The organism is Amycolatopsis sp. NPDC051758 (assembly GCF_044453095.1).
Lineage (GTDB): Bacteria > Actinomycetota > Actinomycetes > Mycobacteriales > Pseudonocardiaceae > Amycolatopsis.
The window spans coordinates 95,861-120,848 of record NZ_JBITCJ010000015.1 but is presented as its reverse complement, the minus strand read 5'-3'; the positions used below and the strand labels follow the sequence as shown (position 1 = coordinate 120,848).

General features: G+C 71.8%; 30 protein-coding genes. 18 read left to right on the top strand and 12 right to left on the bottom strand.

Annotation, left to right across the window (positions count from 1 at the left end; all coding sequences use genetic code 11):
• Positions 1-8: 8 nt before the first annotated feature.
• From ACIA5G_RS46625 to ACIA5G_RS46605, 5 genes are all read right to left on the bottom strand, one after another.
• Positions 9-647 carry a Fic family protein gene (locus tag ACIA5G_RS46625; protein WP_395935657.1) on the bottom strand — a complete coding sequence of 213 codons (639 nt, stop codon included), beginning with the start codon at positions 645-647 and terminating at the stop codon, positions 9-11.
• Positions 644-1,306 carry a hypothetical protein gene (locus ACIA5G_RS46620; protein ID WP_395935655.1) on the bottom strand — a complete coding sequence of 221 codons (663 nt, stop codon included), beginning with the start codon at positions 1,304-1,306 and terminating at the stop codon, positions 644-646. Before ACIA5G_RS46620 ends, ACIA5G_RS46625 begins: the two co-directional genes overlap by 4 nt.
• A gap of 73 nt (positions 1,307-1,379) precedes the next feature.
• A complete protein-coding gene (gene infA / locus ACIA5G_RS46615; RefSeq protein ID WP_395935653.1) occupies positions 1,380-1,601 on the bottom strand; it encodes a translation initiation factor IF-1 in 222 nt (73 codons plus the stop codon).
• Positions 1,601-2,344, bottom strand: coding sequence for a GNAT family N-acetyltransferase (locus ACIA5G_RS46610; RefSeq protein ID WP_395935651.1), 744 nt, complete (start codon positions 2,342-2,344; stop codon positions 1,601-1,603). Before ACIA5G_RS46610 ends, infA begins: the two co-directional genes overlap by 1 nt.
• The gene (locus tag ACIA5G_RS46605; protein ID WP_395935649.1) at positions 2,341-3,084 is read right to left on the bottom strand and encodes a dienelactone hydrolase family protein; all 744 of its coding nucleotides are present in this window, start codon (positions 3,082-3,084) and stop codon (positions 2,341-2,343) included. The genes ACIA5G_RS46610 and ACIA5G_RS46605 overlap by 4 nt, the downstream gene beginning before the upstream one ends.
• Before the next feature lie 256 nt (positions 3,085-3,340).
• On the opposite strand from ACIA5G_RS46605, the gene ACIA5G_RS46600 reads away from it, so the two are divergent.
• Positions 3,341-3,967: a glyoxalase gene (locus tag ACIA5G_RS46600; protein ID WP_395935647.1), complete on the top strand. Its 627-nt coding sequence runs from the start codon at positions 3,341-3,343 to the stop codon at positions 3,965-3,967.
• 38 nt (positions 3,968-4,005) lie between these two features.
• Entirely contained in the window at positions 4,006-4,803 is a 798-nt protein-coding gene (locus ACIA5G_RS46595) for an Fpg/Nei family DNA glycosylase (RefSeq protein ID WP_395935645.1), read from the top strand.
• Positions 4,804-5,097: 294 nt separating this feature from the next.
• On the opposite strand, the gene ACIA5G_RS46590 is transcribed toward ACIA5G_RS46595, so the two are convergent.
• Complete coding sequence (locus tag ACIA5G_RS46590; protein ID WP_395935643.1) at positions 5,098-5,562, bottom strand: DinB family protein; 465 nt, start codon at positions 5,560-5,562, stop codon at positions 5,098-5,100.
• A 74-nt stretch (positions 5,563-5,636) separates the two neighbouring features.
• Between ACIA5G_RS46590 and ACIA5G_RS46585 the strand changes: the two genes are divergently transcribed.
• A complete protein-coding gene (locus tag ACIA5G_RS46585; RefSeq protein WP_395935641.1) occupies positions 5,637-6,431 on the top strand; it encodes a PIG-L family deacetylase in 795 nt (264 codons plus the stop codon).
• Here the strand turns inward: ACIA5G_RS46585 and ACIA5G_RS46580 are convergent, their stop codons facing one another.
• Positions 6,432-6,830, bottom strand: a complete 399-nt coding sequence (locus ACIA5G_RS46580) for a RidA family protein (RefSeq protein WP_395935639.1) — start codon at positions 6,828-6,830, stop codon at positions 6,432-6,434.
• Positions 6,831-6,877: 47 nt separating this feature from the next.
• Between ACIA5G_RS46580 and mtnA the strand changes: the two genes are divergently transcribed.
• Positions 6,878-7,870, top strand: coding sequence for an S-methyl-5-thioribose-1-phosphate isomerase (mtnA, locus tag ACIA5G_RS46575; RefSeq protein WP_395935637.1), 993 nt, complete (start codon positions 6,878-6,880; stop codon positions 7,868-7,870).
• Here mtnA and ACIA5G_RS46570 read toward each other — a convergent pair.
• The 3 genes from ACIA5G_RS46570 to ACIA5G_RS46560 all read right to left on the bottom strand — a co-directional run bounded on the left by ACIA5G_RS46570 (position 7,845) and on the right by ACIA5G_RS46560 (position 9,851).
• The gene (locus ACIA5G_RS46570; RefSeq protein WP_395935635.1) at positions 7,845-8,345 is read right to left on the bottom strand and encodes a hypothetical protein; all 501 of its coding nucleotides are present in this window, start codon (positions 8,343-8,345) and stop codon (positions 7,845-7,847) included. The two genes, mtnA and ACIA5G_RS46570, sit on opposite strands and share 26 nt — an antisense overlap.
• Positions 8,346-8,441: 96 nt before the next feature.
• A complete protein-coding gene (locus ACIA5G_RS46565) occupies positions 8,442-8,657 on the bottom strand; it encodes a ferredoxin (protein WP_395935633.1) in 216 nt (71 codons plus the stop codon).
• A gap of 3 nt (positions 8,658-8,660) precedes the next feature.
• Positions 8,661-9,851, bottom strand: a complete 1,191-nt coding sequence (locus ACIA5G_RS46560; protein ID WP_395935631.1) for a cytochrome P450 — start codon at positions 9,849-9,851, stop codon at positions 8,661-8,663.
• Between the two features lie 179 nt (positions 9,852-10,030).
• On the opposite strand from ACIA5G_RS46560, the gene ACIA5G_RS46555 reads away from it, so the two are divergent.
• The 3 genes from ACIA5G_RS46555 to ACIA5G_RS46545 are packed head-to-tail and all read left to right on the top strand — an operon-like array spanning position 10,031 to position 11,968.
• Positions 10,031-10,549: a PadR family transcriptional regulator gene (locus ACIA5G_RS46555; protein WP_395935629.1), complete on the top strand. Its 519-nt coding sequence runs from the start codon at positions 10,031-10,033 to the stop codon at positions 10,547-10,549.
• Positions 10,546-11,760 (top strand): cytochrome P450, encoded by a 1,215-nt coding sequence (locus ACIA5G_RS46550; RefSeq protein WP_395935627.1) that lies wholly within the window; start codon positions 10,546-10,548, stop codon positions 11,758-11,760. Before ACIA5G_RS46555 ends, ACIA5G_RS46550 begins: the two co-directional genes overlap by 4 nt.
• Positions 11,761-11,770: 10 nt before the next feature.
• Positions 11,771-11,968, top strand: coding sequence for a ferredoxin (locus tag ACIA5G_RS46545; RefSeq protein ID WP_395935625.1), 198 nt, complete (start codon positions 11,771-11,773; stop codon positions 11,966-11,968).
• Here ACIA5G_RS46545 and ACIA5G_RS46540 read toward each other — a convergent pair.
• Positions 11,965-14,703, bottom strand: a complete 2,739-nt coding sequence (locus tag ACIA5G_RS46540; protein WP_395935623.1) for an FAD-binding and (Fe-S)-binding domain-containing protein — start codon at positions 14,701-14,703, stop codon at positions 11,965-11,967. The genes ACIA5G_RS46545 and ACIA5G_RS46540 overlap by 4 nt on opposite strands.
• 84 nt (positions 14,704-14,787) lie before the next feature.
• Between ACIA5G_RS46540 and ACIA5G_RS46535 the strand changes: the two genes are divergently transcribed.
• The 8 genes from ACIA5G_RS46535 (at position 14,788) to ACIA5G_RS46500 (ending at position 22,418) form a co-directional block, all read left to right on the top strand.
• Positions 14,788-15,927, top strand: a complete 1,140-nt coding sequence (locus ACIA5G_RS46535; RefSeq protein ID WP_395935621.1) for a GAF domain-containing protein — start codon at positions 14,788-14,790, stop codon at positions 15,925-15,927.
• Positions 15,903-16,547 carry a response regulator gene (locus ACIA5G_RS46530; protein ID WP_395935619.1) on the top strand — a complete coding sequence of 215 codons (645 nt, stop codon included), beginning with the start codon at positions 15,903-15,905 and terminating at the stop codon, positions 16,545-16,547. Before ACIA5G_RS46535 ends, ACIA5G_RS46530 begins: the two co-directional genes overlap by 25 nt.
• A 13-nt stretch (positions 16,548-16,560) precedes the next feature.
• Complete coding sequence (locus tag ACIA5G_RS46525; protein ID WP_395935617.1) at positions 16,561-17,376, top strand: PHP domain-containing protein; 816 nt, start codon at positions 16,561-16,563, stop codon at positions 17,374-17,376.
• Positions 17,377-17,494: 118 nt separating this feature from the next.
• Complete coding sequence (locus ACIA5G_RS46520; protein WP_395935615.1) at positions 17,495-18,304, top strand: ABC transporter ATP-binding protein; 810 nt, start codon at positions 17,495-17,497, stop codon at positions 18,302-18,304.
• Positions 18,292-19,137 (top strand): ABC transporter ATP-binding protein, encoded by an 846-nt coding sequence (locus ACIA5G_RS46515; RefSeq protein WP_395935613.1) that lies wholly within the window; start codon positions 18,292-18,294, stop codon positions 19,135-19,137. Before ACIA5G_RS46520 ends, ACIA5G_RS46515 begins: the two co-directional genes overlap by 13 nt.
• Positions 19,134-20,012: a branched-chain amino acid ABC transporter permease gene (locus ACIA5G_RS46510; RefSeq protein ID WP_395935611.1), complete on the top strand. Its 879-nt coding sequence runs from the start codon at positions 19,134-19,136 to the stop codon at positions 20,010-20,012. The genes ACIA5G_RS46515 and ACIA5G_RS46510 overlap by 4 nt, the downstream gene beginning before the upstream one ends.
• A gap of 7 nt (positions 20,013-20,019) precedes the next feature.
• Positions 20,020-21,171, top strand: coding sequence for a branched-chain amino acid ABC transporter permease (locus tag ACIA5G_RS46505; protein WP_395935857.1), 1,152 nt, complete (start codon positions 20,020-20,022; stop codon positions 21,169-21,171).
• A complete protein-coding gene (locus ACIA5G_RS46500) occupies positions 21,168-22,418 on the top strand; it encodes an ABC transporter substrate-binding protein (RefSeq protein ID WP_395935609.1) in 1,251 nt (416 codons plus the stop codon). The genes ACIA5G_RS46505 and ACIA5G_RS46500 overlap by 4 nt, the downstream gene beginning before the upstream one ends.
• Here the strand turns inward: ACIA5G_RS46500 and ACIA5G_RS46495 are convergent.
• Complete coding sequence (locus ACIA5G_RS46495) at positions 22,387-23,433, bottom strand: Glu/Leu/Phe/Val dehydrogenase dimerization domain-containing protein (protein ID WP_395935607.1); 1,047 nt, start codon at positions 23,431-23,433, stop codon at positions 22,387-22,389. The two genes, ACIA5G_RS46500 and ACIA5G_RS46495, sit on opposite strands and share 32 nt — an antisense overlap.
• Before the next feature lie 80 nt (positions 23,434-23,513).
• Between ACIA5G_RS46495 and ACIA5G_RS46490 the strand changes: the two genes are divergently transcribed.
• The 3 genes from ACIA5G_RS46490 (at position 23,514) to ACIA5G_RS46480 (ending at position 24,974) form a co-directional block, all read left to right on the top strand.
• The gene (locus ACIA5G_RS46490) at positions 23,514-23,969 is read left to right on the top strand and encodes an Lrp/AsnC family transcriptional regulator (protein WP_395935855.1); all 456 of its coding nucleotides are present in this window, start codon (positions 23,514-23,516) and stop codon (positions 23,967-23,969) included.
• A gap of 140 nt (positions 23,970-24,109) precedes the next feature.
• A complete protein-coding gene (locus ACIA5G_RS46485) occupies positions 24,110-24,367 on the top strand; it encodes a hypothetical protein (protein ID WP_395935606.1) in 258 nt (85 codons plus the stop codon).
• Between the two features lie 40 nt (positions 24,368-24,407).
• Complete coding sequence (locus ACIA5G_RS46480; protein ID WP_395935605.1) at positions 24,408-24,974, top strand: GNAT family N-acetyltransferase; 567 nt, start codon at positions 24,408-24,410, stop codon at positions 24,972-24,974.
• The last annotated feature ends 14 nt before the right edge of the window (positions 24,975-24,988 follow it).

Sequence of the window (24,988 nt, the reverse complement as noted above, 5' to 3'; positions counted from 1 at the left end):
CCGCAGTATCAAGAACGAGTACTGAGCTCCATCGCCGTCCCGCGACGAGCCGTGTTCGTGATGAGGATGGCCACCAGCTCGGCGAGCGCGAGCGCGTCTTCGGAACTGCCCGCGCGGCGGGGGATACGGCGGAGCGGAGCCACCTGGTCGAGCGTGATTCCCGCCCCGGCCAGCAGGAAAGTGAGCGCCAGGAAAGCGCAGCGGGCGTTTCCGTCGTCGAACGGGTGGAAGAAGCAGACGTCGAGGTACAGCCGCGCGGCGCGGGCGGCGAGACCCGGGCCGGTGTGGTGGGCCTGCGCCAGGCATCGGTCGAACTCACCGCGCAGGCCGGGGCTCACGCCGTAGCGTTCGCGGCCTTCCTTGGCGAACGCCGGGTGGGACCGGAACGGCACGTCGGCGACGCCGAGGACGTGGCGCTGCCACCCGCTGAGCACCTCGAAGCTCAGCGCTGCGCCCGATTCCGCGTCGGCACGAGCCTGGGCGAGGGCGGCCAGCAGACGTGCGGCGCGGGGGCCGTCCCGGGTGACGATGTCGTGCACCGGTCCGTCACGCCGCGGGGTGATCATCCCGCGGCGTGACGGACTCGGCTGCCAGGGCACGGAATCGCGGACAGCGAGCCACGCCCGCAGGTGGTCGGGAACCGTCATCCGCGGCCCCGGGGCGGCCACGGTTCGGCGAGCCGCCCGGCGACGTCGTCCAGGACCTGGGTCTCCGGTGCGGTCCAGCTCGCGAAGTCGCCGGAGACCGCGCGCTCGACCTGGTCCGCCGCGGTTGCCGGGTCCGTTCCCCAGCGGGTCAGGAACCAGGACAGCACCTGCTCGGCGTGGCGGTACCAGGCGTCTCCCGCGCCGGTGCGGTCGACGACGGCGGTCACCAGGTGGGTCGTGGCGCGCTCCCGGATCTGCCGCTGTTCCTCCCCTTCGACGGTGTCCAGCGGGTACCGGTCGAACCGCTCGGCCAGGTCCTCCAGCCAGCTCCGCCACCGGCACAACGCGTCCGCGATCCGGTGGAGAGTGGCGTCCGGGGTCGTGATCGAGTGCCGGGCGCAGCACCAGCTCGTCACCGGTCCGCCGCCGAGGTCCCCCTCGTTGTGTGCCCACCGCCAGCCCGCGGCCCACCGGCCGAAGCGGTCGACGACGGCCCGCACCATCTCGGCGGTCCACTCGTCCCCTTCGTCCGGCGTCGCGGGAAACCGGGCAGGGGCAAGGGAACTGATCACGTCGAGCGCGGTCGCGGCGTCGAACGGATGCTGCCGGGGATCGACGTCACGCCAGGTCAAGTCGAAGGGATGGACGGTGTCGGTCACGTCCCCAGCCTGTCACGCCCGGCCCGGCAGGTCCGGGAGGGGAGGCCGTCGCGGCGACGGCCTCCCCCACTCGTTAGCTGCGGTACCGGAACTTGATCCGGCCCCGGCTCAGGTCGTACGGGCTGAGCTCCACCAGCACCCGGTCGAACGGCAGGATCTTGATGTAGTTCTTCCGGATCTTCCCGCTGATGTGCGCGAGCACCTTGTGCCCGTTTTCCAGCTCCACCCGGAACGTGGCGTTGCGCAGGCACTCCAGCACGGTGCCCTCCACCTCGATGCCGCCGGCGTTCGCCATCAGCGCACCACCAGCTCGAGGTTGCTGCCCGCGCGCCGGGCGCCGAAGCCCTCGAACAGCGCGATGGCCGCCGAGTTGGCTTCGGTCACCTCGGCCGACGCCGATTCGAGGCCACTGCTGTGCAGTGCGCCCAGCACGTGCGCGAGCAGCGCCCGGCCGATCCCGCGACGCTGCCACTCCGCGCGGACCGCGATCAGGCCGATCCGGGGCTGCCGGAGCGGCACCACCCGGACCATTCCGACGTACCGGCCGGATTCCGTCGCCACCGTGCACTTCGCGGGATCCGGTACCGGCCGCGTCACCACTTCCGCCGGCATCTCCGGCCAGCCGACCGTCGCCTCGACCTCGGCGCGGATCGCGCGGTCCAGCTCGCGCAGCGGAGCTTCCCGCGCCGGCTCGATCGTCACACCCGGCGACGCAGGACGCGCCACATCGGTGGGCACGACGTATTCCCACTCGCGGCGCCGGGTGGTGAAGCCGGCCCGCTCCCAGTGGGACGTCAGGTCGACGTCGGCTTCGTCGACCACTGTGTACAACGGCCGCGGCAGGTCGGGCAGCATCGTCGCGGCGAGCTGGTCGAAGACCGCGCCGTGCCACGCGTCGATGCTGAGGAAGATCCGGCCGTCGGGACGAAGGGTCGCTTCGCCGCGGCCGACCACCCGGTCGTCCTCCAGGGCGTGCCAGTGCCGCTCCGCGACCCGCGTGATCACCACCGCGGCGTCGCCCGAGGTGAAGGTGCTCATACGGTTTCCGCCTTTCCGAGGTGCCGCGCGAAGAACCGGACGGCGCTGTCGGCCTCGAACCTCGGCACCTCCTTGTGCTTGCCCGCGTTGGCGTGCAACGTCTTTTCCGCCGAGGCGAAGGCGTCGAACAACGCGAGGCCCGATTCGCGCGGGATGTGCTGGTCGTCCCACTGGAGCACGAACTCGATCGGCACGGTGATCCGCTTCGCCGTGTCGACGAGGTCGTCGTGCCAGAAGATGCCGAAGACCGCGGCCTTGATGCGGGGGTCAGCCGCCGTCAGCGGCACGCCGATCGCGGTGCCCATGTTGAGGCCGAAGTAGCCGACCGGGCCGCCGATTTCCGGCAGTTCCTCGAGCGCGTCCAGGGTCTCTAGCCATTCCGGGACAGCGCGCTCGGCGATGTCGGCGTTGTAGCGGCGGACGATCGGGCCGACCGGCTCGCCCGTCGCCATCGCCTGCTGCATCACGGGAACCTCGCGCTCGTCGGCCGCCGTGCGGGGGCGGCCGGCGTGGCCCGGGGCGTCGATGGCCGCGACGTGGAAGCCGCACCGGGTGACGAACAGGTGTGCGCGGCCCGCGACGGGCGGCGCCTTCTTGTCCCGGCCGCCGCCGTGACCGATGAGGACCAGGGGTGCGGGCCCGGCGCCCTCGGCGGGCGACCAGAGCACGCCGGGGACCTCGCCCACCGTGAAGTCGCGTTCGAGGACACCGTTCGCCGATGTCTGCGCGGTGAAATGCATGGTTGTTGCCTTTCGGGAGTGCCTTGTCGAGGCGCTCCCGGCAACTGTTACGTCAGCCGCCCGACCGTGACGCCGAGGGGGAGCACCCACTTCGATGCTGCGTACATGGGTCTCACCTCCTGGGGCAGGTTCACGGTCGGCGGGAACGCTAGCAGCGCGTGCCCGACGCCGTCCAACCATTTACCCGCCCGGCCCGCCGCAGACCGATCAGGAATCGAGAAGCGCTGGTCAACGCGCCACGCCTAGCGTTACCGCCATGACCTCAATCGACAGCATCACCCTCGAAGCGGCCGACGCCGCGGCCGCCGAACGCTTCTACACCACCGCCTTCGGGCTGGACACCCAGCTGCGCGTCCGGGCCTCGGATGCCCCGACGGACGGGTTCCGCGGCTACACCCTCTCCCTCACCGTGTCGCAGCCGGCCGACGTCGACGCCCTGATCGGCAGCGCCCTCGACGCCGGCGCGACGACGATCAAGCCGGCCACGAAGTCCATGTGGGGCTACGGCGGCGTCGTCCGCGCCCCGGACGGGGCGATCTGGAAGGTCGCGACCTCGGCGAAGAAGAACACCGGCCCGGCCACCCGGAAGATCGACAGCATCGTGCTCCTGCTGGGGGCCGCCGACATCGTCGCGAGCAAGAAGTTCTACACCGAGCACGGCTTCACGGTCGGCAAGAGCTTCGGCCGCATGTACGTCGAGTTCGAGTCCGGCTCGAGCCCGGTCAAGCTGGCGCTGTACCGGCGCAAGGCGCTGGCCAAGGACGCCGGCGTGGCTCCGGAGGGCTCCGGTTCGCACCGGATCGCGGTCAGCGTCGCGGCCCGGCCGTTCACCGACCCGGACGGGTTCGCCTGGGAGACCACGTCGATCGCGGCCAAGCCCTGACTTCTGCGCTCCGGCGCTGGAGTCGGCAGACTGGTTCCGTGCCGGAACTGCCCGAAGTGGAGCTCGCCCGCCAGGTCCTCGCCGGTGCCCTCGGCCGGAAGATCCGGGAGGTCGACGACCACGACGACTGGGTCTGCCGCCCGCACGCGCCCGGGGACCTCGCCGCCGCGTTGCGGGGTGGGCGGCTCACCGAGGCGCACCGGCGCGGCAAGACCCTGTGGTGCGAAACCGAAGGCGGCGACGGCCGGCCCGGCCCGAACCTCGGCCTGCACCTCGGGATGGCCGGGCAGCTGCGGTTCGGGGGCGAAAGCGGGCCACCCGGGCCGAGACGGTTCCGCGGCCGCGAGGAGAAACCCGAGTGGTTCCGCTTCGGGATCACCTTCACCGATGGTGAGCAGCTGCGGCTGTTCGACACCCGCCGGCTCAGCCGGGTACGCCTCGACCCGGACCTCGACGCGCTGGGCCCGGACGCCGGCGAGGTGTCCCGCGCGGAGTTCCGCGAGCGGGTCGGCCGGGGCCGGGCACCGGTGAAGGCCCGGCTGCTGGACCAGTCCGTGCTGGCCGGGATCGGGAACCTGCTGGCCGACGAAACCCTGTGGCAGGCCGCGCTGAGCCCGGCCCGGCCGGTGAACGAGCTGGGCGAAGCCGAGCTCACGGACCTCCACAAGGCGCTGCGGAAGGCGTTGCGCGCCGCGATCAAGCACGGCGGTGTGCACACGGGCGAGATCATCGGCCACCGCCGCCCCGGCGACCACTGCCCGCGCTGCGGCGCGGAGATGACCCACGGAACGGTCGGCGGCCGGTCGACGTGGTGGTGTTCGAAGGAACAGGCCTAGCCGGGGCGGTCGGCTCGCGTACCCGGACGGTCGGCTCACGTACCCGGAGGGTCGGCTCGCGTACCCAGACAGTCGACTCGCGTACCTGGAGGGTCGGCTCGCGTACCTGGACGGACGACTCACGTACCTGGAGGGTCGGCTCATGTACCTGGACGGACGACTCGCGCACCCAGACGGACGACTCGTGTACCTGGACGGACGACTCGCGTACCTGGAGGGTCGGCTCGCGTACCTGGGCGGTCGGCTCGCGTACCTGGACGGACGACTCGCGTGCCTGGGGGGTCGGCTCGGGCGCTAGCGGGGGCCGAGGCCGGTCCGGCCGTCCATCAGCTCGCGCACCACGTCCAGGTGGCCCGCGTGGCGAGCCGTCTCCTCGATCATGTGCAGCACCACTCCGCGCAGGTCGGTGATCTCCTCGCCGAGGGGCCCGGGGTGGCGTTCCCGTGGCGGCGCCGTCAGCGGTGTGGCGAGGAGGATTTCGTCCGACCGCCGGCACTGCGCCCGGTAGAACTCGAAAACCGCCGGCGTCGACGGCGGCCGGCCGTCCGGCCAGGGCAGCGGGCCGGCCGCACCCGTGACGATCTGCTGGAACCAGTGCCGCTCGGCGTGCCCGAGGTGCTCCACCATGCTCAACGGGCTCCAGCCCGACGGCACCAGCGACGTCCTCAGGTGCTCCGCGCCGAGCCCGTCGACGATCGCCAGGACACTGTCGCGCTGGGCCTGCAGGAACATCCGCAACGTGCGCTTCTCGTCGGCCACGACCGCGGACCCTAGCGGCAGGACCGCACACACGCGGGCGGTTTTTGTCGGACCCACCCGGTAGCGTCGTGGACATGGCAACACTGGTCACCTTCCACGCCCACCCGGACGACGAATGCCTCCGCACCGCGGGCGTCATGCGCAAAGCCGTCGAAGACGGGCACCGGGTCGTGCTCGTCGTGGCCACCAGGGGCGAGCTCGGCGAGGTGCCCGAGGGCTTCCTCGCCGAAGGCGAAGAGCTGTGGGAGCGCCGCGTCCAGGAGTCGCACGCCGCCGCCGAGATCCTCGGGGTCAAACGCGTCGAATTCCTCGGTTACCGCGACTCCGGGATGATGGACGAGCCGACGAACGAGGCCCCGGACTGCTTCTGGCAGGCCGACGTCGAGAAGGCGGCCGAGCAGCTCGCGGTCATCCTGCGCGAGGAGTCGGCCGATGTCCTCACGGTCTACGACGACAACGGCGACTACGGCCACCCGGACCACATCCAGGTGCACCGCGTCGGCCTCCGCGCCGCCGAGCTGGCCGGCACCGCCCGCGTCTTCCAGGGCACCTTCAACCGCGAATTCATGCAACGGGGCTTCAAGGACCTCGTCGACCAGGGTCTGATGCCGCCGGAGGCGCTGCCGGACAACCCGGAGAACTTCGAGATCGGCAAGCCCGAGGCGGAGATCACCGCGGCCGTCGACGTGTCGGCGTACGTCTCGGTGAAGCGCGCGGCGATGCGGGCGCACCCCAGCCAGATCACCGAGGAAATGTTCATGCTGGCGATGTCGGACGAGGCTTTCCTGCTCGCCTTCGGCACGGAGTGGTTCATCCGCGCCGGCCAGGGGCCGGGGATCACCGAGACCGACCTGATGGCCGGCCTCTGATCAGGCGAGGGCGGCGGTCACGTCCAGCTCGACCAGCTGCCCCGGGTACCCGAGCTGCGCGACGCCGAGCAGGGTGCTCGCCGAGCTGAACGCGGCGCCGATTTCGGACGCGGTGAGCCGGTCCCACACGGCCGAGAGCGTCTCGCGGTCGTCGGTGGCCACGTAGATCACCGTGCGGACGACGTCCGCCGGCCCGGCGCCGGCGAAGGCCAGCGCGGCGGCCGTGTTGGCGACAACCTGGTCGGTCTGGGCGAGGACACCGCCGTCGACGAGCGAGCCGTCCGCGGCCAGCGGGCACTGGCCGGCCAGGTACACCGTGCGGCGTGCCTCGGTCACCGTCACGTGGTGGTAGCCCGGTGGTGTGTGCAGGCCGGGCGGGTTCTGCCGTTCAATGGTCACCGTCGCATCATCACCGCGGCGGCAACCGGATTTTCTCGGGAGGCCAGGTGCACCGGAGCATCGACTGGGCCGACGGCGCGATCGTCGTCATCGACCAGACCGCGCTGCCCGCCGAGTACCGGCTCCTCGAGCTGCGGACGATCGGCGAGCTGGCCGGCGCGATCAAGCGGCTGGCCGTCCGGGGTGCACCCGCGCTCGGCGCCGCGGGAGCGCTGGGTGTCGCGCTGTCGGCCCACCTCGGCGGCGACGTCCGGGCCGACGCCGAGCTGATCGCGAACGCCCGGCCGACCGCGGCGAACCTCGCCTGGGGTGTCGAGCGTGCGCTGGCGAAGCTCCCGGCCGGCAAGGATGCGGTCCTCGCCGAAGCGCTGGCCCTGCTCACCGAAGACGAAGAACTGAACAAGGCGGCGTCGGCGCACGCCGCGGAGATCGTGCTGGCCGAGTGCCCGCGCCGGCCGTTGCGGCTGCTGAGCCACTGCAACACCGGACGCCTGGCGACCGTCGGCTGGGGCAGCGCGCTCGGCGTCGTCTGGCACCTCCACGAGCGCGGGCTCGTCGAGTCGGTGCTGGTCGGCGAGACCCGCCCGCTGCTGCAGGGCGCCCGGCTGACGGCGTGGGAGCTGGCGCAGGCCGGCGTGCCCTACCGCGTCCACGCCGACTCGGCCGCGGCCGCCGCGATGGCCCGCGGCCTGGTCGACTGCGTGCTCGTCGGCGCCGACCGGATCGCGGCGAACGGCGATGTGGCCAACAAGATCGGCACCTACGGCCTGGCGATCACGGCCCGGCACCACGGGGTGCCGTTCGTCGTGGTCGCCCCGTCGTCCACAGTGGACAGCAAGCTCGCGGACGGCGCGCGCATCACCATCGAGGAACGCGACGCCCGCGAGCTCACCGAATACGCCGGAGTGCCGATCACACCACCGGGCGCGGAGGTGTTCAACCCCGCGTTCGACATCACCCCGGCGGCGCTGATCACGGCCGTGGTCACCGAACACGGCCGCTTCAGGCCTTGGCTCAGCAGCCCTGGCGCCCGCTCTTGATCACGTGGCGGTAGCCGTCCCAGTCGATGTAGCCGACCGCGGCCACACACCGGTTGGCCGTGCCGGTGACCCCTCGCGGGCCCGCGTAATACGCGTAGTTGCCCAGATCCGGACCGGACGACCGGTCGATCGTGCACGGCTGGCCTTCACCGCTGGTCTCGACGCAGCGATAAGCCTGCACATAGGTCGGCGCCGCGACGCCGCGGGCCGCGCCCTGGTGGTAGAAGCACGCGCTGTTGGTTCCACCGTTGGTGGAGTTGTAGTAGATGGTCAGCTCGCCGACACCGGAAATGGTGTCGTCGTAGGTGATCGCTCCCGAGCACGACACGGCCGCGCTCGCGGGCGCCGCCGAGACGACCGCCGTGGCCGCCACGATGCCGGCCACGGCCAGCATCGAGGACACGGCTCTCGGCAGTCTTCGTGTTCTGACCGGCTTCTGCTGCTCGCCGCGACCGGCACCGGATTGCTCGTGCATGGGTGCACCTTCCCCTCGTCACCGTGAACGGACGGTGCACCCACGCCGCGGCCTCGGTGCCGGTTGATGCCGCACCCGAGACGTACCCGAATGGTCCTAGGGCCGTGGCCCGATCTCGCGGCCGCCGTCGGTCACCGTGATCGCCATCGCCGGGCAGGAGTCGGCCGCGTCGAGGACCGTCTCGTCGCCCTCCACCTCGGAGATCACCGTGTGCGCGACCGCGCCGTCCAGGGCGAACACCTCCGGCATCAGGGAAGCGCACATCCCCGAACCGATGCAGGTGTGTTCGTCGACTTCAACGTGCCAGCTCATGGGTCACCATCCGATCGGCATCGACCGCGGTCCGCGGACGAGCATCTGCGTCTTCCACACGATATCGCCGGCCAGGTGCAGGCCCGGCAGCTCGGTGACCAACGCGCGCAGCGCCTCCTGCAGCTCCAGCCGGGCCAGCGGCGCGCCCAGGCAGTGGTGGACGCCGTGGCCGAAGCCGAGGTGGTGGTTGTCTTCGCGGTCGAAGCGCAACTGGTCGGCGTCGTCGAACTGGAGCCGGTCGCGGTTGGCCGCGCCGACCGCCACCAGCACCGGCTCGCCCGCGCGCACGAGCACCCCGCCGACCTCGATGTCTTCGGTGGCGTAGCGGGCGAACCCGGCGCCGGCGCCCAGCGGCACGAACCGGAGCAGCTCCTCGACCGCGGCCGGGATCAGGTCCGGGTCGGCGACCAGCCGCGCCCACTGGCCGGGCTGGTCGAGCAGCGCGTAGACGAAGTTGGGGATCTGGCTCGCCGTGGTTTCGTGCCCGGCCACCAGGATCCCGACGCACAGGTCGACCAGTTCCAGCTCGGTCAGCCGGTCGCGGGTGTCGCGGGCCTCGATCAACGCCGTCATCAGGTCGTCCTGCGGCGCCGACCGGTGTTCCGCGATCAGGCCGCGCATGTAGTCGCGCAGCTCCTCGCGGTTGCGCTCGAACTCCTCGGGCGTCAACCCGCTCGTGGACAGCGCCGCGTCGCTCCAGACGCGGAACTTCGGCCGGTCGGCGACCGGGACGCCGAGGAGCTCGCAGATCACCGCGACCGGGATCGGTAGCGCGTAGAGGTCGACCAGGTCGGCGGGCGGGCCGGCCGCCTTCATGTCCGCGATCAGCTCGGCCGCCAGCGACGCGACCCGCGGCCGGAGCAGTTCGACGCGCCGCATGGTGAACGCCTTGGCGACCAGCGTCCGCAGCCGCGTGTGGTCGGGCGGGTCCATCTGCAGGATGCCGCCGTCGCGCTGCACGGGCGAGCGGCGCGGCGCGTCCTTCTCCTTCTCCATCGCCCGCGAGAACCGGCGGTCACCCAGCACCAGCCGGGCGTCGGCGTAGCGGGTGGCCAGCCACGCCGGCTCGCCGTAGGTCATCTTCACCCGGACCAGACCCTCGCCCTCACGAGCGGCCGCGTAGGCCTCGTTGAGGTCGAGACCCGCCTCCTCGTTGAACGGGTACGAGAGCGCTTCGGTGTGGGTGGCAGTCATGCGGGAACCCCCGGGTTCGGCCGTCGTAAATCAGTTCGCTTACCAACGCTAACCGCCTCCGGCGCTCACGTCGAGGAGTAGATCACTCACGAAGAGTCACCGCGGTAACGGAAAGTTTCCGTCCGGATGTCACGGTCAGCCATTGCCGGGTCACGAATACCTAGGTTACGGTGACCTAGGTGTGGATCGAAATCCTCTTGCTGTCGAAGCTGGCCCGCGAGCCGCTGCACGGCTATGAGCTGCGCAAATCCGTGGAAGCGTCCACGGGCCGCACGCTGTCGAACAACTCGCTGTACCCGACGCTGCGGCGCTTCGTCGACGCGGGCGCGGTGAGCCGCAGCGCGGAGGAACAGGAGGCCAAACCGCCGCGGCACGTCTACACGATCACCGACGTCGGGCGTGAGCTGCTGCACGACATGCTCGCGGACTTCCCGGCCGACCTGGCGCTCAACGACACGGAGTTCGTCGCCCGCGTGGGGAACTTCGGCTGGCTGCGCGAAGAGGAACAAAAACGGGTGCTCGAGGTCCGCGAGCTCGCGCTCACCGCCGAGCGCGAGCGGCTGGCCCGGCTCGCCGCCGAGCAGGCCGACCCGTGGAGCCGCGCGGTGCTGCACCAGGTCTGCCGGACCTTCGACACCGAACGCCACTGGCTGTCCGCACTGAAAACCCACGGCCCCGAACCGAGGAGCGACGCATGACCACCACCGAAGAGACGCCTCGCCTCCCCTTCAGCCGCGCCAACGCGCTCGAGATCGCCTCGGACTACGAAGTCCTGCGGCGGCAGGCGCCGATCAGCCGGGTGCTCACCCCGGCGGGTGACCCCGCGTGGCTGGTGACGTCCTACGAAGAGGCCAAGGAGATCTTCCGCGACAAGCGCTTCGGCCGCTCGCACCCCGCACCCGAGCAGGCTTCGCGGATCTCCGGCGCCGCGATCCAGGACGGCCCGAGCGGCGACTTCGACACCGAAGAAGCCGAGCACAAGCGGATGCGCCGGATGCTGGCGCCCGCGTTCTCCGCGCCCCGCATGCGTGCCCTCGGTGACCGGATCGCGGAGCTGACCGATCGCTGCCTCGACGACCTGCAGGCCGCGCACGACGCCCGCCCCGGCGAGCCGGTCGACCTGACCGACTTCCTCGCGTTCCCCTTGCCGGTGCTGGTGATCTGCGAACTGCTGGGTGTGCCGTACGCCGATCGCGAGAAGTTCCGCGCCCTGTCCGAGCGGATCGCGATGATGGACGGCGGCGCCGACGCGCAGGCGGCCATGACGGAGTTCAAGGCGTACATGACGGAGCTGGCCGACGCGAAGCGCGCGGACCCGCAGCCCGACGTCATCTCCGACATGGTCGCGGTGCAGGCCGACGACCCGGCCTTCACCGACGACGACCTCGCCCGGATGGGCGCCGGCCTGCTGTTCGCCGGCCACGAGACGACGTCCACCCGCATCGCGATGGGCACGCTGTTCCTGCTCAGCGACACCAGCCGCCGCGACCGCTTCGCCGCCGACCCCGAGGGTGAGGTGAACCAGACGATCGAGGAGATCCTGCGGCTGACCGCCACCAGCGGCACCGGCCTGCTGCGGTACGCCCACGAGGACGTCGAGGTCGGCGGGATCACCATCGGCCGCGGTGACGCGGTGCTGATCTCCAGCGACGCGGCCAACCGCGACGAGTCGGTGTTCGCCGACCCCGACGAGTTCGACCCCGGCCGCACGCCGAACGTCCACCTGGCCTTCGGCACCGGCGCGCACGTGTGCATCGGCGCCAACCTGGCCCGCACCGAGCTGCGGACCGTGTTCCCGAAGCTGTTCCGCCGCTTCCCCGGCCTGCGGCTGGCGGTGCACGTCGACGACATCCCGGTGCGCGTCAACCGGGTCGCCGGCGGGGTCGACGCCGTCCCGGTGACGTGGTGAGGAGGAGCCGATGAGGATCAGCGCCGACACCGACAGCTGCGTCGCGTCCGGCCAGTGCGTGCTGCTCGCGCCGGGGACGTTCGACCAGGACGAGGAGGCCGGCACGGTTGTCCTCCGCACCGAAGAGCCGGCGCCCGGTGAGGAAGACGCGGTCCGGCAGGCGGAACTGACCTGCCCGGCCGCGGCGATCCGCCTTTCGGGCGGCTAAGGCAGCGCGCGTCGCAGGAGTTCGGCCAGGTGCACCGCTTCCCGGCCGGACTCCTGCGTGATCTGCGTGCGGCAGCTGAAGCCGTCGGACACCACGAGCGTCTCCGGTGCGGCCTCCCGGATCGCCGGGAGCATCCGGTCCTCCGCCACCGCCTTGGACACGTCGTAGTGGCCACGCTCGAAGCCGAAGTTGCCCGCCAGACCACAACAACCCGAGTCCAACGTCGTGTTGCGGATGCCCGCCGAAGCCATCGCGGCCTCGTCGGCGCCGAAGCCCAGCACCGCGTGCTGGTGGCAGTGCACCTGCGTGATCGTGTCGACGTCGAGGGCCGCGAACGGGATCGGCGCGCGCTCCAGCAGCTCCGCGAACGTGAAGGTCCGGGACGCCAGCAGTTCCGCGCGGGCGTCCCCCGGCAGCAGCGCGGGCAGGTCGCCGCGGAACAGCGCCGTGCAGCTCGGCTCCAGCCCGGCAACCTCGTAACCCGCCTCCAGGTAGGGCGCCAGCACGGAAAGTGTGCGCCCCAGCACCCGGCGCGCGACGTCGAGCTGACCGGTCGACACCCACGTCAGTCCACAACAGACACCACGGTCCGGCAGGACGACGTCGTAGCCCGCCGCGGTCAGGACCTCGTGGGCCGCGTCGAGCACCGAGGGTGTCAGGTAGTTGTTGAAGGAATCCGGCCACAGCAAGACTTTCCGCTCGCCGGAAGCCTGCCGCCGAAGGTCCGCCCGCGCCTTGGTGAACGGCTCGGACGCGAACGTCGGCAGCGCGCGTTCCGGCGCGATCCCGCCGAATCGCTTCAGCAGCCCGGACAGCCGAGGAGAGCGTCCGACGGCGTTGGCCAGCCGCGGGGTGAGGGCGCTGAACCGCAGCCACAGCGGCAGCCAGCCCATCGAGTAGTGCGACGCCGGGCGCAGCCGCCGCCGGTAGTGCTGGTGCAGGAACTCCGCCTTGTACGTCGCCATGTCGACATCAACCGGGCAGTCGGACAGGCAGCCCTTGCAGGACAGGCACAGGTCGAGCGCGTCGTGGACCTCGGTGGAGCGCCAGCCGTCCGTGATGACCTCGCCGTTGATCATCTCGGCGAGCAGGTGCGCGCGGCCGCGCGTCGAGTGCTGTTCCTCGCGGGTGGCCCGGTAGCTCGGGCACATCACCCCGCCACCGCTGGTGTTGCGGCACTTCCCGACCCCGACACAGCGGCGCATCGCCTGCCCGAAACTGCCCCGGTCCTCGGGGTAGCCGAGCACCGTGACGTCCTCAATGGACAGTGGTGCGGGGCGCACCCGCAGGTCCGCGTCGACCGCGCGCGGCGCGACGAGGATGCCGGGGTTCATCCGCCCGGCCGGGTCGAAGATCGCCTTGAACCGGGCGAAGAGGTCCATCATCTCCGGGCTGTACATGCGGTTCAGCAGCTCCGACCGCGCCTGGCCGTCGCCGTGCTCCCCCGACAGCGAACCGCCGTGCGCCGCGACGAGGTCCGCGGCCTCCTCCAGGAACCGGCGGAACCCCGCGATCCCGGACGGCGTCAGCAGGTCGAAGTCCAGCCGCAGGTGCAGGCAGCCCTCGCCGTAGTGGCCGTAGACGACGCTCTTGCGCCCGTGCGCCCGCATGAGGTCCTTGAACTCGCGCAGGTACGCGCCGAGCCGCTCGGGCGGGACGGCCGCGTCCTCCCAGCCCGGCCAGGCTTCGGCGCCACCCGCGAGCCGGGTCGCCAGGCCGGCGCCCTCTTCGCGGATCCGCCACAGCTTCCGCTGCGCGACCGGGTCGTCCAGCACGGCGGACCCGGTCAGCTCCAGCGACGCCGCCAGCGCGCGGGCCCGCTCGGCCGGGTTCTCCCCCGCCAGCTCGACGAACAGCCAAGCCCCGCCCGGCGGCAGGTCGTCCGCGCGTCCCGGCATCATCGCGACAAGCTCGGCGTCGACACCTTCGACGGTCAGCGGTGACCACGGCAGGATCTGCGGCACCGCGTCGGCGGCGGCGATGTCGGACGGGAAGCCGAGCACCGCGAGCACCCGTTCCCGGGGCAGTTCGGCCAGCGCGACCGTCGCCTCGAGCACCGTGACGCAGGTGCCTTCCGAGCCGACGAGCGCCTTCGCGACGTCAAAACCGTTCTCCGGCAACAGGTGTTCAAGACCGTAACCGGACACCCGGCGCGGCCACGTCGAAAGTTCCTTGCGCAGCAAGGCCAGGTTGTCCCGCACCAGCGCGCGCAGCTCGTCGAAGATCCGGCCCTCGGTGGGCTCGTCCCGGCCCACCCGCAGCCGGGTGCCGTCGTAGAGCAGCACGTCCAGCGACCGCACGACGTCGACGGTCCGCCCCCACGCCACCGAGTGCGAGCCGCACGCGTTGTTGCCGATCATCCCGCCGATCGTGCAGCGGCTGTGCGTCGACGGGTCCGGGCCGAACCGCAGCCCGTGTGGCGCCGCGACCGCCTGCAGGTCGTCGAGGACCGTTCCCGGCAGCACCCGCGCGAGCCGGGTGCCGGGGTCCAGCGACAGCACCCCGCCCACGTGCCGCGAGGTGTCGATGATCAGCCCCGGGCCGCACGCGTTCCCGGCGACGCTGGTGCCACCCCCGCGGGTGATCACCGGTAGGTCGCGCGCGCGGGCTTCGGCGACCGCGGCGACGATGTCGTCGACGGACTCCGGCAGCACCACCCCGCGTGGCACGTGGCGGTAGTTGGAGGCGTCGGTCGTGTACAGCGCGAGCGTGGCGGCGTCGGTGAGGATCTCCACGCCCCCATTCAAGTCGACGGACGGCCCGGATACCTCTCCAGCCGGGTATGTCCGAAACCACACTGCGTGTGCCATCGTGAGCGCGTGACGGCAAAGGAGCACGTTGCCGAGTACAGCGTTGTGCTGGGTGAGCTGCTGCGCGAGCGCGAGAAGCTGCTCGGCACGCTCGACCGCGTCGCCGCGCTGCACGGGACCGCGCGCCTGATCCGGGAGGCGGTCGGCGCGAAGGCCGGGTTCGTCGGCGAGCTCACCGAGCCGGGGCGCGCGGTGATCCGCTGGATGTCCGGCACCCGGACGGACTCGCTGCAGGACCTCGAAGTGCCGGTCGGCCAGGGCATCGGCGGGCGGGTGCTGGCGCTGCGCCGGCCGGTGCGCGTCACCGACTACCTCAGCTCGCCGACGATCACCCACCACTTCGACGCCCAGGTGCGCGGCGAAGGCCTGGCCGCGATGCTCGCCGTCCCCATCATCGCGCGCGGCGAAACCGTCGCCATCGCCTACGCCGCCATGCGCGAGCCGGCCGACTTCGGCGACGACGCCGTCCGGCGGATGGAGGAGGTCGCGGGCCAGGCCGGGACGGCGTTCCACCTGGCGAAGGTCGCCGAGACGGACCGCGCGGCCGCGGTGGCCGGCGAACGGCTCCGGATGCAGAGCGCGCTGCACGACTCCGTCGGCGCGCTGCTGTTCTCCATCGGCGTTCAGGTGCGTGACCTGCACGCGGACGTCCACGGGAATCCCGGTTTGGCGGCGCGGCTGCACCGGCTCGAAGGGGACGTCTCGGCGGCGGCCGGGGCGCTGCGGGAGTCGCTGCTGGCGCTGTCCGAGTCCAGCCCGGAGCGCGCGCTGCCGGTCGAGCTGGCCGAGCACTGCCGCTCGTTCCAGGCCCGCTGTGGTGTCCCGGCGCGGTTCGTGCAGCTCGCCGCGGTGCCGCCGCTGGACGCCGAACGGACCGCGCTGCTCGTCTCCGCGGTCCGCGAAGGACTGCTCAACGTCGAGAAGCACGCTCGCGCGACGTCGGTGATCGTCAGCCTGCTGCCGAGCGACGACGGGGTCCAGGTGGTCGTCGCGGACGACGGCACCGGCGCGGCGGCCGTCCCCGGCACGGGCGTGGGCCTGCGGACGCTGACCGGGCGCGCCCTGCGGCTGGGCGGCCGGATCAGCCTGGTCCGGGACGACGACGACGGCTGCACCCTGCGGGCGTGGGTGCCGCTGGTGCGGCCGTGACGCACGCGAGCGTGCTCGTCGTCGACGACCACCCGGTGGTCCGCGACGGTGTCAGCCTGCTGCTGCGCTCCGACCCGTGCCTGACGGTGGCGGGTTCGGCCGAGTCGGGCCGGGCGGCGATCCAGCGCGTGGCGGAGCTGCGGCCGGACCTCATCCTGCTCGACCTGCGGCTGCCGGACATGCTCGCGCCGGAGGTGATCGCCGAGCTGCGGCGCGCGCACCCGGCCGGGCGGATCGTGGTGTTCACCGCGCACGGTGACCACCAGGGGGTGCTGGCGGCGCTGGACTCCGGCGCGCACGGCTGCCTGCTCAAGGACGTCGCGGGCACCGATCTGGTCGCGGCGCTGCGGCGGGTGCTGCGCGGCGAGCGGGTGGTCGACCCGCGCATCCTGCCCGACGCCGGGCAGCGGTCGGACGCGCTGGCCCGCAGCGGCCTGACCCGGCGGGAGTACGAGGTGCTGCGGCTGGCCGCGCAGGGCCAGACGAACCCGGAGATCGCGGAGTCGACCGGGCTCGCGCGCAACACGGTGAAGACCTACCTGCAGTCCGCGTTGCACAAGCTGGGCGCGCGCAACCGCGTCGAGGCCATCGGCAAGGCCAGCGAAGCCGGGCTGCTGTGAGATCCTCCCCCGGGTGACGATCGACCTGCACACGCACAGCACGGCGTCGGACGGGACGACCCCGCCCGCCGACCTCCCGCGGCTGGCCGCCGAGGCCGGGTTGACGGTGTTCGCGCTGACCGACCACGACACCCTGGCCGGCCTGGCCGCGGCTTCCGCCGCCTCGGAGATCGAACTCGTTCCCGGCGTCGAGATCTCGTGCCGACTCGACGATGCGGAGGTGCACCTGCTCGGCCTATTCGTCGAACCCGGGCACGAGCCGTTGGCCGCCGAGCTGGACCTGATCCGCACCGACCGGGCCCGCCGCGCGGTGCGGATGGTCGAGCGCTGCCGGGAGCTGGGCGCGCCGATCTCCTTGGCGCAGGTCGAGGCGATCGCCGCGGGTGCGCCGCTCGGGCGTCCGCACATCGCGGCGGCGCTGGCCGCCGTGGGCGTCACCGACGCCTTCACCCCCGACTGGATCGCCGACGGCGGCCGCGCCGACGTGCCGAAGCACGTCCTGTCCACAGTGGACGCGATCGCCCTGGTCCGCGCGGCGGGCGGCACGGCGGTGCTGGCCCACCCGCGGTCGGTGAAGCGCCGCGCCGAAGTCAGCGACACGCAGCTGGCCACGCTCGCTTCGGCCGGGCTGTCGGGCCTCGAAGCCGACCACCCGGAGCAGCCGCCGGAGGTCCGCGCGCGGCTCCGCGAAGTGGCCGCGGACCTGGGGTTGCTCACCACGGGATCCAGCGACTTCCACGGCGACCGCAAGCCGGTCCGCCTCGGCGAGTGCACCACGTCCCCGGAGGTCCTGGCCGCGCTCCGGGAGACCGCCGTGTCCGTTTCGTAGCCTTCGGGGTCTCCACGTGGGGGTATCGGGGAACCTCCGCCGAACGCAGGATGACCGCCACCGACGGTGACTCACGTCACACGAGTGGAGGAGGCCCGGTGCGTCCTGGAGTGAGTCCGTGCTGACCGTGCGTGGTCTGCGGGTGCGGTACGGCCGGTCGACGGCCGCCCTGCACGGTGTTGACCTCGACGTCTCCGCCGACGGGGTGCTGGCCGTGCTCGGCAGCAACGGCGCCGGGAAGTCCACTTTGCTCAGAGCGGTCTCCGGCACCCTCCGCATGCACCGGGGCTCGATCGAAGCCGGCGAGATCCGCTACGACGGCCACGCGCTCGGCAAGCTCGACCCCGCCCGGATCGTCCGGCTCGGTGTGGTCGGCGTGCCCGAGGGGCGGCAGGTGTTCGCCCGGATGACCGTCGAGGAGAACCTGCGGGCCGGCGGCATCGGCGCCCGGACCGCCGCCGAACGCACCGCCGCGCGCAAGCGGATCGACGAGCTCTTCCCCGTGCTCGAGGAACGCGCCAAGCAGCGCGCCGGCCTGCTGTCCGGCGGGGAGCAGCAGATGCTGGCCATCGGCCGGGCGCTGATGTCGGCGCCGCGGCTGCTGCTGCTCGACGAGCCGTCGCTGGGGCTGGCCCCGAAGGTCGTCGAGCAGATCGGCCGGACCGTCCGGGAGATCCACGACCAGGGCACTGCCGTGGTGCTGGTGGAGCAGAACGCCGTGATGGCGCTCGCCGTCGCCGAGCACGCCGTGGTGCTGGAAGTGGGCCGGGTCGCCCTCGCCGGGACGGCCGCCGAGCTGGCCGCCAGCCAGGACGTCCAGCGGCTCTACCTGGGCGGGCACGCCGAGTCGCAGGAGACCGCCGACGCCGAGGCGGAGACCGCGCGCAAGCGCCTGGCCGGCCGGACGCTGTCGAGGTGGGCCGGATGACACCACCGGAACTACCTGTGACAACCGAGGCTTCGCCTCGGGCCGGGGGCTTCGCCACCCGGACCCCCGAAAAGCTGTGCGTCGAAGACGTCTCCCTCCGGTTCGGCGGGATCCGAGCTCTCGACGAAGTGAGCTTCACCGTCGCGCCCGGCTCACTGCACGCGCTGATCGGGCCGAACGGCGCCGGGAAGTCCAGCTGCTTCAACGTGATCAGCGGCCTCTACCGGGCCGACGCGGGGCGGGTGCGGCTCGGCGGCACCGACCTCACCGGGCTCGCCCCGCACAAGCTCGCCGGCCTCGGGGTCGGGCGGTCGTTCCAGAACGCCGCGCTCTCCCCCGGCTCGACCGTGCTGGACAACGTCATGCTCGGCCGGCACGCGCTGACCCGCGGCGGGTTCCTCGCCGCCGGGCTCCGGCTGCCGTGGACGGTCCGCGCCGAACGGCGGCACGTGGCCAGGGTGCGGGAAATCTGCGCGTTCCTCGGGCTCGACCCGGTCGTCGACACCCCGGTCGGCGCGCTGCCCTACGGCGCCGTCAAGCGGGTCGACCTGGCCCGCGCGCTCGCCGTCGAGCCGGTGCTGCTCCTGCTCGACGAGCCCGCGGCCGGGATGAACGCGGCCGAAACCGCGGAGCTGGCCGGCACCATCACCGAGATCCGCGGCGAGCTGGGCATCTCGATCCTGCTCGTCGAGCACGACATGGGCCTGGTCATGGGCATCGCCGACCGGGTCACGGTGCTCGACTTCGGCCGCCGGATCGCCGACGGCACCCCGGCGCAGGTCCAGTCCGACCCGGACGTCATCAAGGCCTACCTGGGCACGGAGGCGGCGTGAACACGTTCCTGCAACTGGTGGTGAACGGCCTCGGCAAGGGCGCGGTGTTCGCGTTGCTGGCGCTGGGGTTCGTCATCATCTTCAAGGCCACCGAAGTGGTCAACTTCGCGCACGGCTCACTCGTGCTCTTCGGCGGTTACCTCGTCGTGGTGACGCGGGACGCGCTCGGCTGGGTGGGCGCGTCGCTGGTCGGCATCGTCTCGGCCGGGCTGCTCGGCCTGCTCGTCGAGCGGCTGCTGCTGTCGCGCTCCCGGCACGCCGACGCGAACAGCCTGGCGTTGCTCACCATCGGCGTCGACGTGATGGTCACCGAGGAGATCGTCCGCCGCCTCGGGGTCACCCTGCCCTTCCTCGGCGGGGCCTGGGACGCGCAGCCGTTCCAGCTCGGCGGGATCACGCTGTTCCGCACGCACCTGGTCGCGCTCGGCGTGGCCGCGGTGCTGATCACGGCGTTCTGGCTGGCCTTCAAGTATTCGAACTGGGGCGTCGCGATGCGGGCGCAGGCGGAGAACCGCGAAGCCGCCGCGCTGATGGGCATCCGGAGCTCCCGGGTCACCGCGACCGCGTGGCTGGTCGCCGGGCTGCTGGCCGGGGTGGCCGTGCTGTTCATCGCGACGCAGGACTTCTCCGGCGCCGGGCTTTCCCGCGGGACGCACTCGATCGCGCTGGCCGCGTTCCCCGCGGCGATCCTCGGCGGCCTCGACTCGACGGCGGGCGCGGTGGTCGGCGGCCTGGTCGTCGGGCTCGTGGAAGCGCTCTCCGCGCAGTACGTCTCGTTCGACTTCTCGAAGAGCGCGGTGTTCCTGGTGATGCTGGTGGTCCTGGTGGTGCGGCCCTCGGGGCTGTTCGGCACGAGGGAGCGAACCCGTGTCTGACAGCGCCGTGTCCGAAGTGGACACCCCACCGGCCGCCGCGGCGCCACCGCCGCGACGGCGTCGCGACCCGGCGAAACTGGTGCGCACCGCCGGCTGGCTCGTGCTGCTCGTCGTCCTGCTCGCCCTGCCGCTCTACCTCGACGCGGCCTGGCTGAAGGCCGGGCAGTACATGATGATCGGCGGGGTCGGCGCGATCGGGCTGACCCTGGTGGTCGGCCAGGCCGGGCAGCTTTCCCTGGCCCACGCGTTCTTCCTGCTCGCCGGCGGCACCGCCTACACCGTGCTGTCCGGGCCCACCGGGGACGAGCGGGTGATCGGGTTCGGCCTCGACCCCGGCCTCTCGCTGCTCGGCGCGGTCGTCGTCGCGGCCCTGCTCGGCCTGGCGTTCGCGCCGGTCGCCGGGCGGCTGCGCGGGATCTACCTCGGCGTCGCCTCGCTGGCGCTGGTGTTCCTCGGGCTCTACTTCGGACAGTCCGCCGAGGAGCTCACCGGCGGGACGTCCACCGGGCGCGCGCCGGCGCCGTTCTCGCTGTTCGGCTTCCCCTTCACCGACGACGGCCCCGAAATCACCCTGCTCGGTGTGCCGATCCGGCAGGCCGAACGCAGCTGGTACCTGTTCCTGCTGCTGACCGTGCTCGCGTTCGTGATCGCGCGGGGTGCCGTCCGCGGCCGGGTCGGGCGGTCGTGGCGGGCGGTGCGCGACAACGAGGCCGCCGCTTCGGTGATGGGCGTCAGCGTGCTGCGGGCCAAGGCGGGCGCGTTCGCGGTCTCCTCGGCCTACGGCGGGCTCGCCGGCGCGATGACCGTGCTGTGGTTCGACATCCTCAAGCCGGACGAGAGCGAGTTCGGCACCTACGGCATCAACGTGTCCATCGCCTTCCTCGCGATGGTCATCATCGGCGGGCTCGGCTCGGTGCCCGGCGCGCTGGTCGGCGCCCTGATCGTCAACGGCCTGCCGCAGGTGCTCTCCCTCTACTCCGCCGACCTGGGCTGGTTCGCCGGCACCGGCGACGGCGCGCTGACCCCGATCCTGGTCAGCTCGTTCGTCTACGGCGCCGCGATCATCCTCGTCGTGCTGTTCGAGCCGGGCGGGCTCGCCGCGATCGGCCGCCGGCTCACCCGGAACCGCATCCGCCGTCCAACTCCGGAGGAAAAATGAAGCGACCACACCTGGCGGCGGCGCTGGCGATCGTCCTCGCCCTCGCCGCGTGCAGCACGAAGGCGGGCGACTCGGGCTCGTCGGGCCCGGACAGCTCCGGGGTCAAGACCGGCGACGGGGTGACCGCCACCGAGGTGACGCTCGGGGTGATGACCGACAAGTCCGGCGTGTTCAAGAACCTCGGCCTCGGTGTCACGCAGGGCAACGAGCTGTGGGCCAAGGACTTCAACGCCGCCGGCGGCGTCTGCGGCCGGCAGGTGAAGCTCGAAGAGGTCGACCACGGCTACAAGGCCGACACCGCGAAGACGCTGTACCCGCAGATCGAGCCGAAGGTGCTCGGGTTCGTGCAGCTGCTCGGCTCGCCGGTGGTGGCCGCGCTCAAGCAGAACCTGGCCTCGGACAAGACCGTCGCCGCGCCCGCGTCGTGGTCGTCCGAGCTGCTGGACAACCCGTACGTGATGATCGTCGGCACCACCTACGACGTGGAGATGATCGACGGCCTGTCCTACCTGCAGGAGCAGGGGCAGCTCAAGGACGGCGACACGATCGCGCACGTCTACATCGACGGCGAGTACGGCAAGAACGGCCTGCGCGGCTCGCAGTTCTACGCGAAGAAGCACAACCTGACGGTCAAGGAAGTGAAGATCACCTCGACCGACAGCGACCTCACGAACGTCGTCACCGGGCTCAAGGGCGCCGGGGTGAAGCTGATCGCGCTGACCACCACACCCGCCCAGACCGGCTCCGCGCTCGCGGCGAACAAGGCGCTCGGGCTGAACGTGCCGGTGCTGGGCAACAACCCGACGTTCGACCCGGTGCTGCTGAAGAGCCCGGCGGCGAACGCGCTGGACAAGCTGACCGTCGTGGCCAGCAGTGTGCCGTTCTCCGCGGACCTGCCGAAGGCCAAGGACGTCGCGGCGAAGTACAAGGCCGCCTACAAGGAGACGCCGAACGGCGGTGTCCCCTACGGCTACGCGGTCGGTGAGGTGTGGGGCGCGGTGCTGAAGAAGGCCTGCGAGAACAAGGACATCACCCGCGACGGCATCGCCGCGGCGCTGAAGCAGACGACGTCGGCGAGCACCGAAGACCTGGTCGCGGCGCTCGACTTCTCCAAGCCGGGGACACCGGCGACGCGCCAGGTCTACGCGGCGACGCCGGACGCCTCCGCCGAGGGCGGCGTCCGGTACGTCAAGCCGCTGTTCGAAGCACCCGAGGCTAAGGAGTACGTGGCGCCGCACCAGAAGTGAGCCGCCGATCGGCCAGCACGGCCGCCTCGTGCAGCGGGGTGGTCGTGCCGGCCTGCGCGGCGTTCAGCAGGTCCTGGACGGTCTTCTCGATCGTCTCGACCCGGGCGAGCGCGGCCTCGTGGTCCAGGCCCTCCGCTTCGCGCGAGAGTGTGTACAGGATCCCGCCGGCGCTCGCGACGTAGTCCGGGACCCACAGGACACCGCGGGCGGCGAGGTCGTCCGCGACGGCGTCGCCGGTGAGCTGGTTGTTGGCCGGGCCGACGACCAGCGGCGTGTCGAGCCGGGCCACGCTCTCGGGGCTCAGCACCCCGCCGACGGCGGCCGGGATCACGACGTCCGCCGTCAGGGTGAGCGCTTTTTCCGGCTCGGCCCAGGTCAGGCCGTGCTGCTCGGCTTCCGCACGCTTCGCCGGGTCGATGTCCGAGACGACTACGTCGGCGCCTGCGTCGTGCAGGCTCGCCGCGAGGTGGGCCCCGACCGAGCCGTAGCCGCTGACGACCACACGCCGGCCGGCCAGGTCCGGTGAGCCGAACACGGCGGTGGCGGCGGCACGCAGGGCGGCGAGCACCCCGACGGCGGTCGGGCCGCTGGACGAGCCGGTCCCGCCCGCGGACTCCGGCGTGCAGAACGCGTACGGCGAGACCTCGCGGAGCACCAGCATGTCGGCCGGGCCGGTGCCGACGTCCGGGCCGGCCAGGTAGCGGCCGCCGAACTCGGCGACGAGGTCGGCGTGGTCGAGCAGGACGTCCCGGCGGTCCTCCGGCGAGAGCACGCGCCCCGGCTCCGGCGCGATGACGCTCTTGGCACCCCCGAACGCGAGTCCCGCGACGGCGCACTTCGCCGTCATGGCGGCCGACAGGCGGAGGACGTCGTCGACGGCCTGGTTGATCGTGGCGTAGGGCTTGAAGCGGCAGCCGCCGACGGCCGGGCCGAGGGCGCTCGAGTGGATCGCGACCATCGTGGTGACGCCGGAACGACGGCCACGCCAGACGACGAGCTGTTCATGTGCGGTCATACCGACCGAAGTTAGAGTGATGAACGGCATTGTCGACTTGTCGCCGAACTAAATTCGGCACCGATCCGGAGGTCCCCGTGCTGGACGAACTTGATTCGGCGATCGTGCGCCATCTGCAGGAGGACGCCCGGCAGACCAACCGGGACATCGCCCGGAAGGTCGGCATCGCGCCGTCGACGTGCCTGGAGCGGATCCGGCTGCTGCGCGAACGCGGTGTCATCCGCGGTTACCACGCCGACATCGACCTGGCGAGCCTCAACCGCGGTGTCCGGGCGCTCGTCACCGCGCAGGTGCGGCCGCTGAGCCGGGCGGTGATCGATTCCTTCCAGCGGTCGATCGCCGAGCTGCCGGAGGTACTCTCCGTATACGTGACCGCGGGCAGTGACGATTTCCTGATCGAGGTGACCACCCCGGACATCGACGCGCTGCACGCTTTCCTCACCGACCGGCTGGCGTTGCGCCGGGAGATCGTCGGCTTCCGCACGTCGATCGTTTTCCGCCACCTGCGCAAGACCACGATTGAGCCGCTCACCTAGGGGTATCCGAGGGCTATCCGGAAAAAGCGCGACACGCCACCCCTACGTGGACCCCTGAAATACCCGGGTTCGCAACCTGAGAGGGGGAAAATGTCGGTACCCGGATGTCTAATGAGTCACAACGGGAAGGAGGCGCCGCCATGATCACCGAACTGAACCATCGTGAGCGGGCCACATTGAGAGCGGTGGCCGGGGGCCACGCCGAGATCAGCTGCAGCTGCGAGCCCGACCTCTTCATCGACGGCCTGAGCTGCTGCGACCAGTCCACCGTGCACCGGCTCGCGCGGCTCGGGATGATCGCGCCGGCCCATCCGGGGAAGTGCGGCGAGCGGGTGCCCGCGCTGCTCACCGAGGCCGGTTCACTGGCGCTGGGCGAAGTCTTCGCCGCCGCCGCTTAATCTTGTTGCCACACACTGGGGTCACTGCCAGCATCACCCGATGCACGTATTCCTCGAAACCGAGCGGCTGATCTTCCGCCGGTTCACCGAGAACGACGCGGACGCGCTCTTCGAGCTCTACGACGACCCGGCCGTGATGAAGTACCTCAATGGGGGCCGGCCGGCGGACCGCACGGAGATCGTCACCCTGGATCTCCCCGCGTTCCTCGGTTACTACGAGCGTTTCCCCGGTTACGGGTTCTGGGCCGTGCTCGAGAAGAGCACCGGAGATTTCCTGGGGTGGTTCCATTTCCGGCCGGGCCCGCAGGACCCGCCCGACGAGCCGGAGCTGGGGTACCGGCTGCACCGGAAGGCGTGGGGCAAGGGGTACGGCACCGAAGGCTCGGCGGCGCTGCTCGCCAAGGGCTTCACGGAGCTGGGGGCCCGGCGCGTGACGGCGGGCACGATGGCCGTGAACCAGCGCTCGCGCCGGGTGATGGAGAAACTGGGGATGACGCTCGTCCGCACGTTCTTCGAAGACTTCCACGATCCCGCGCCGGGTTCCGAACACGGCGAAGTCGAGTACGCGATCACGCGCGAGGAATGGCTGGCGGCCAGGGGCTCGTGAACGCCGCGGCGCCC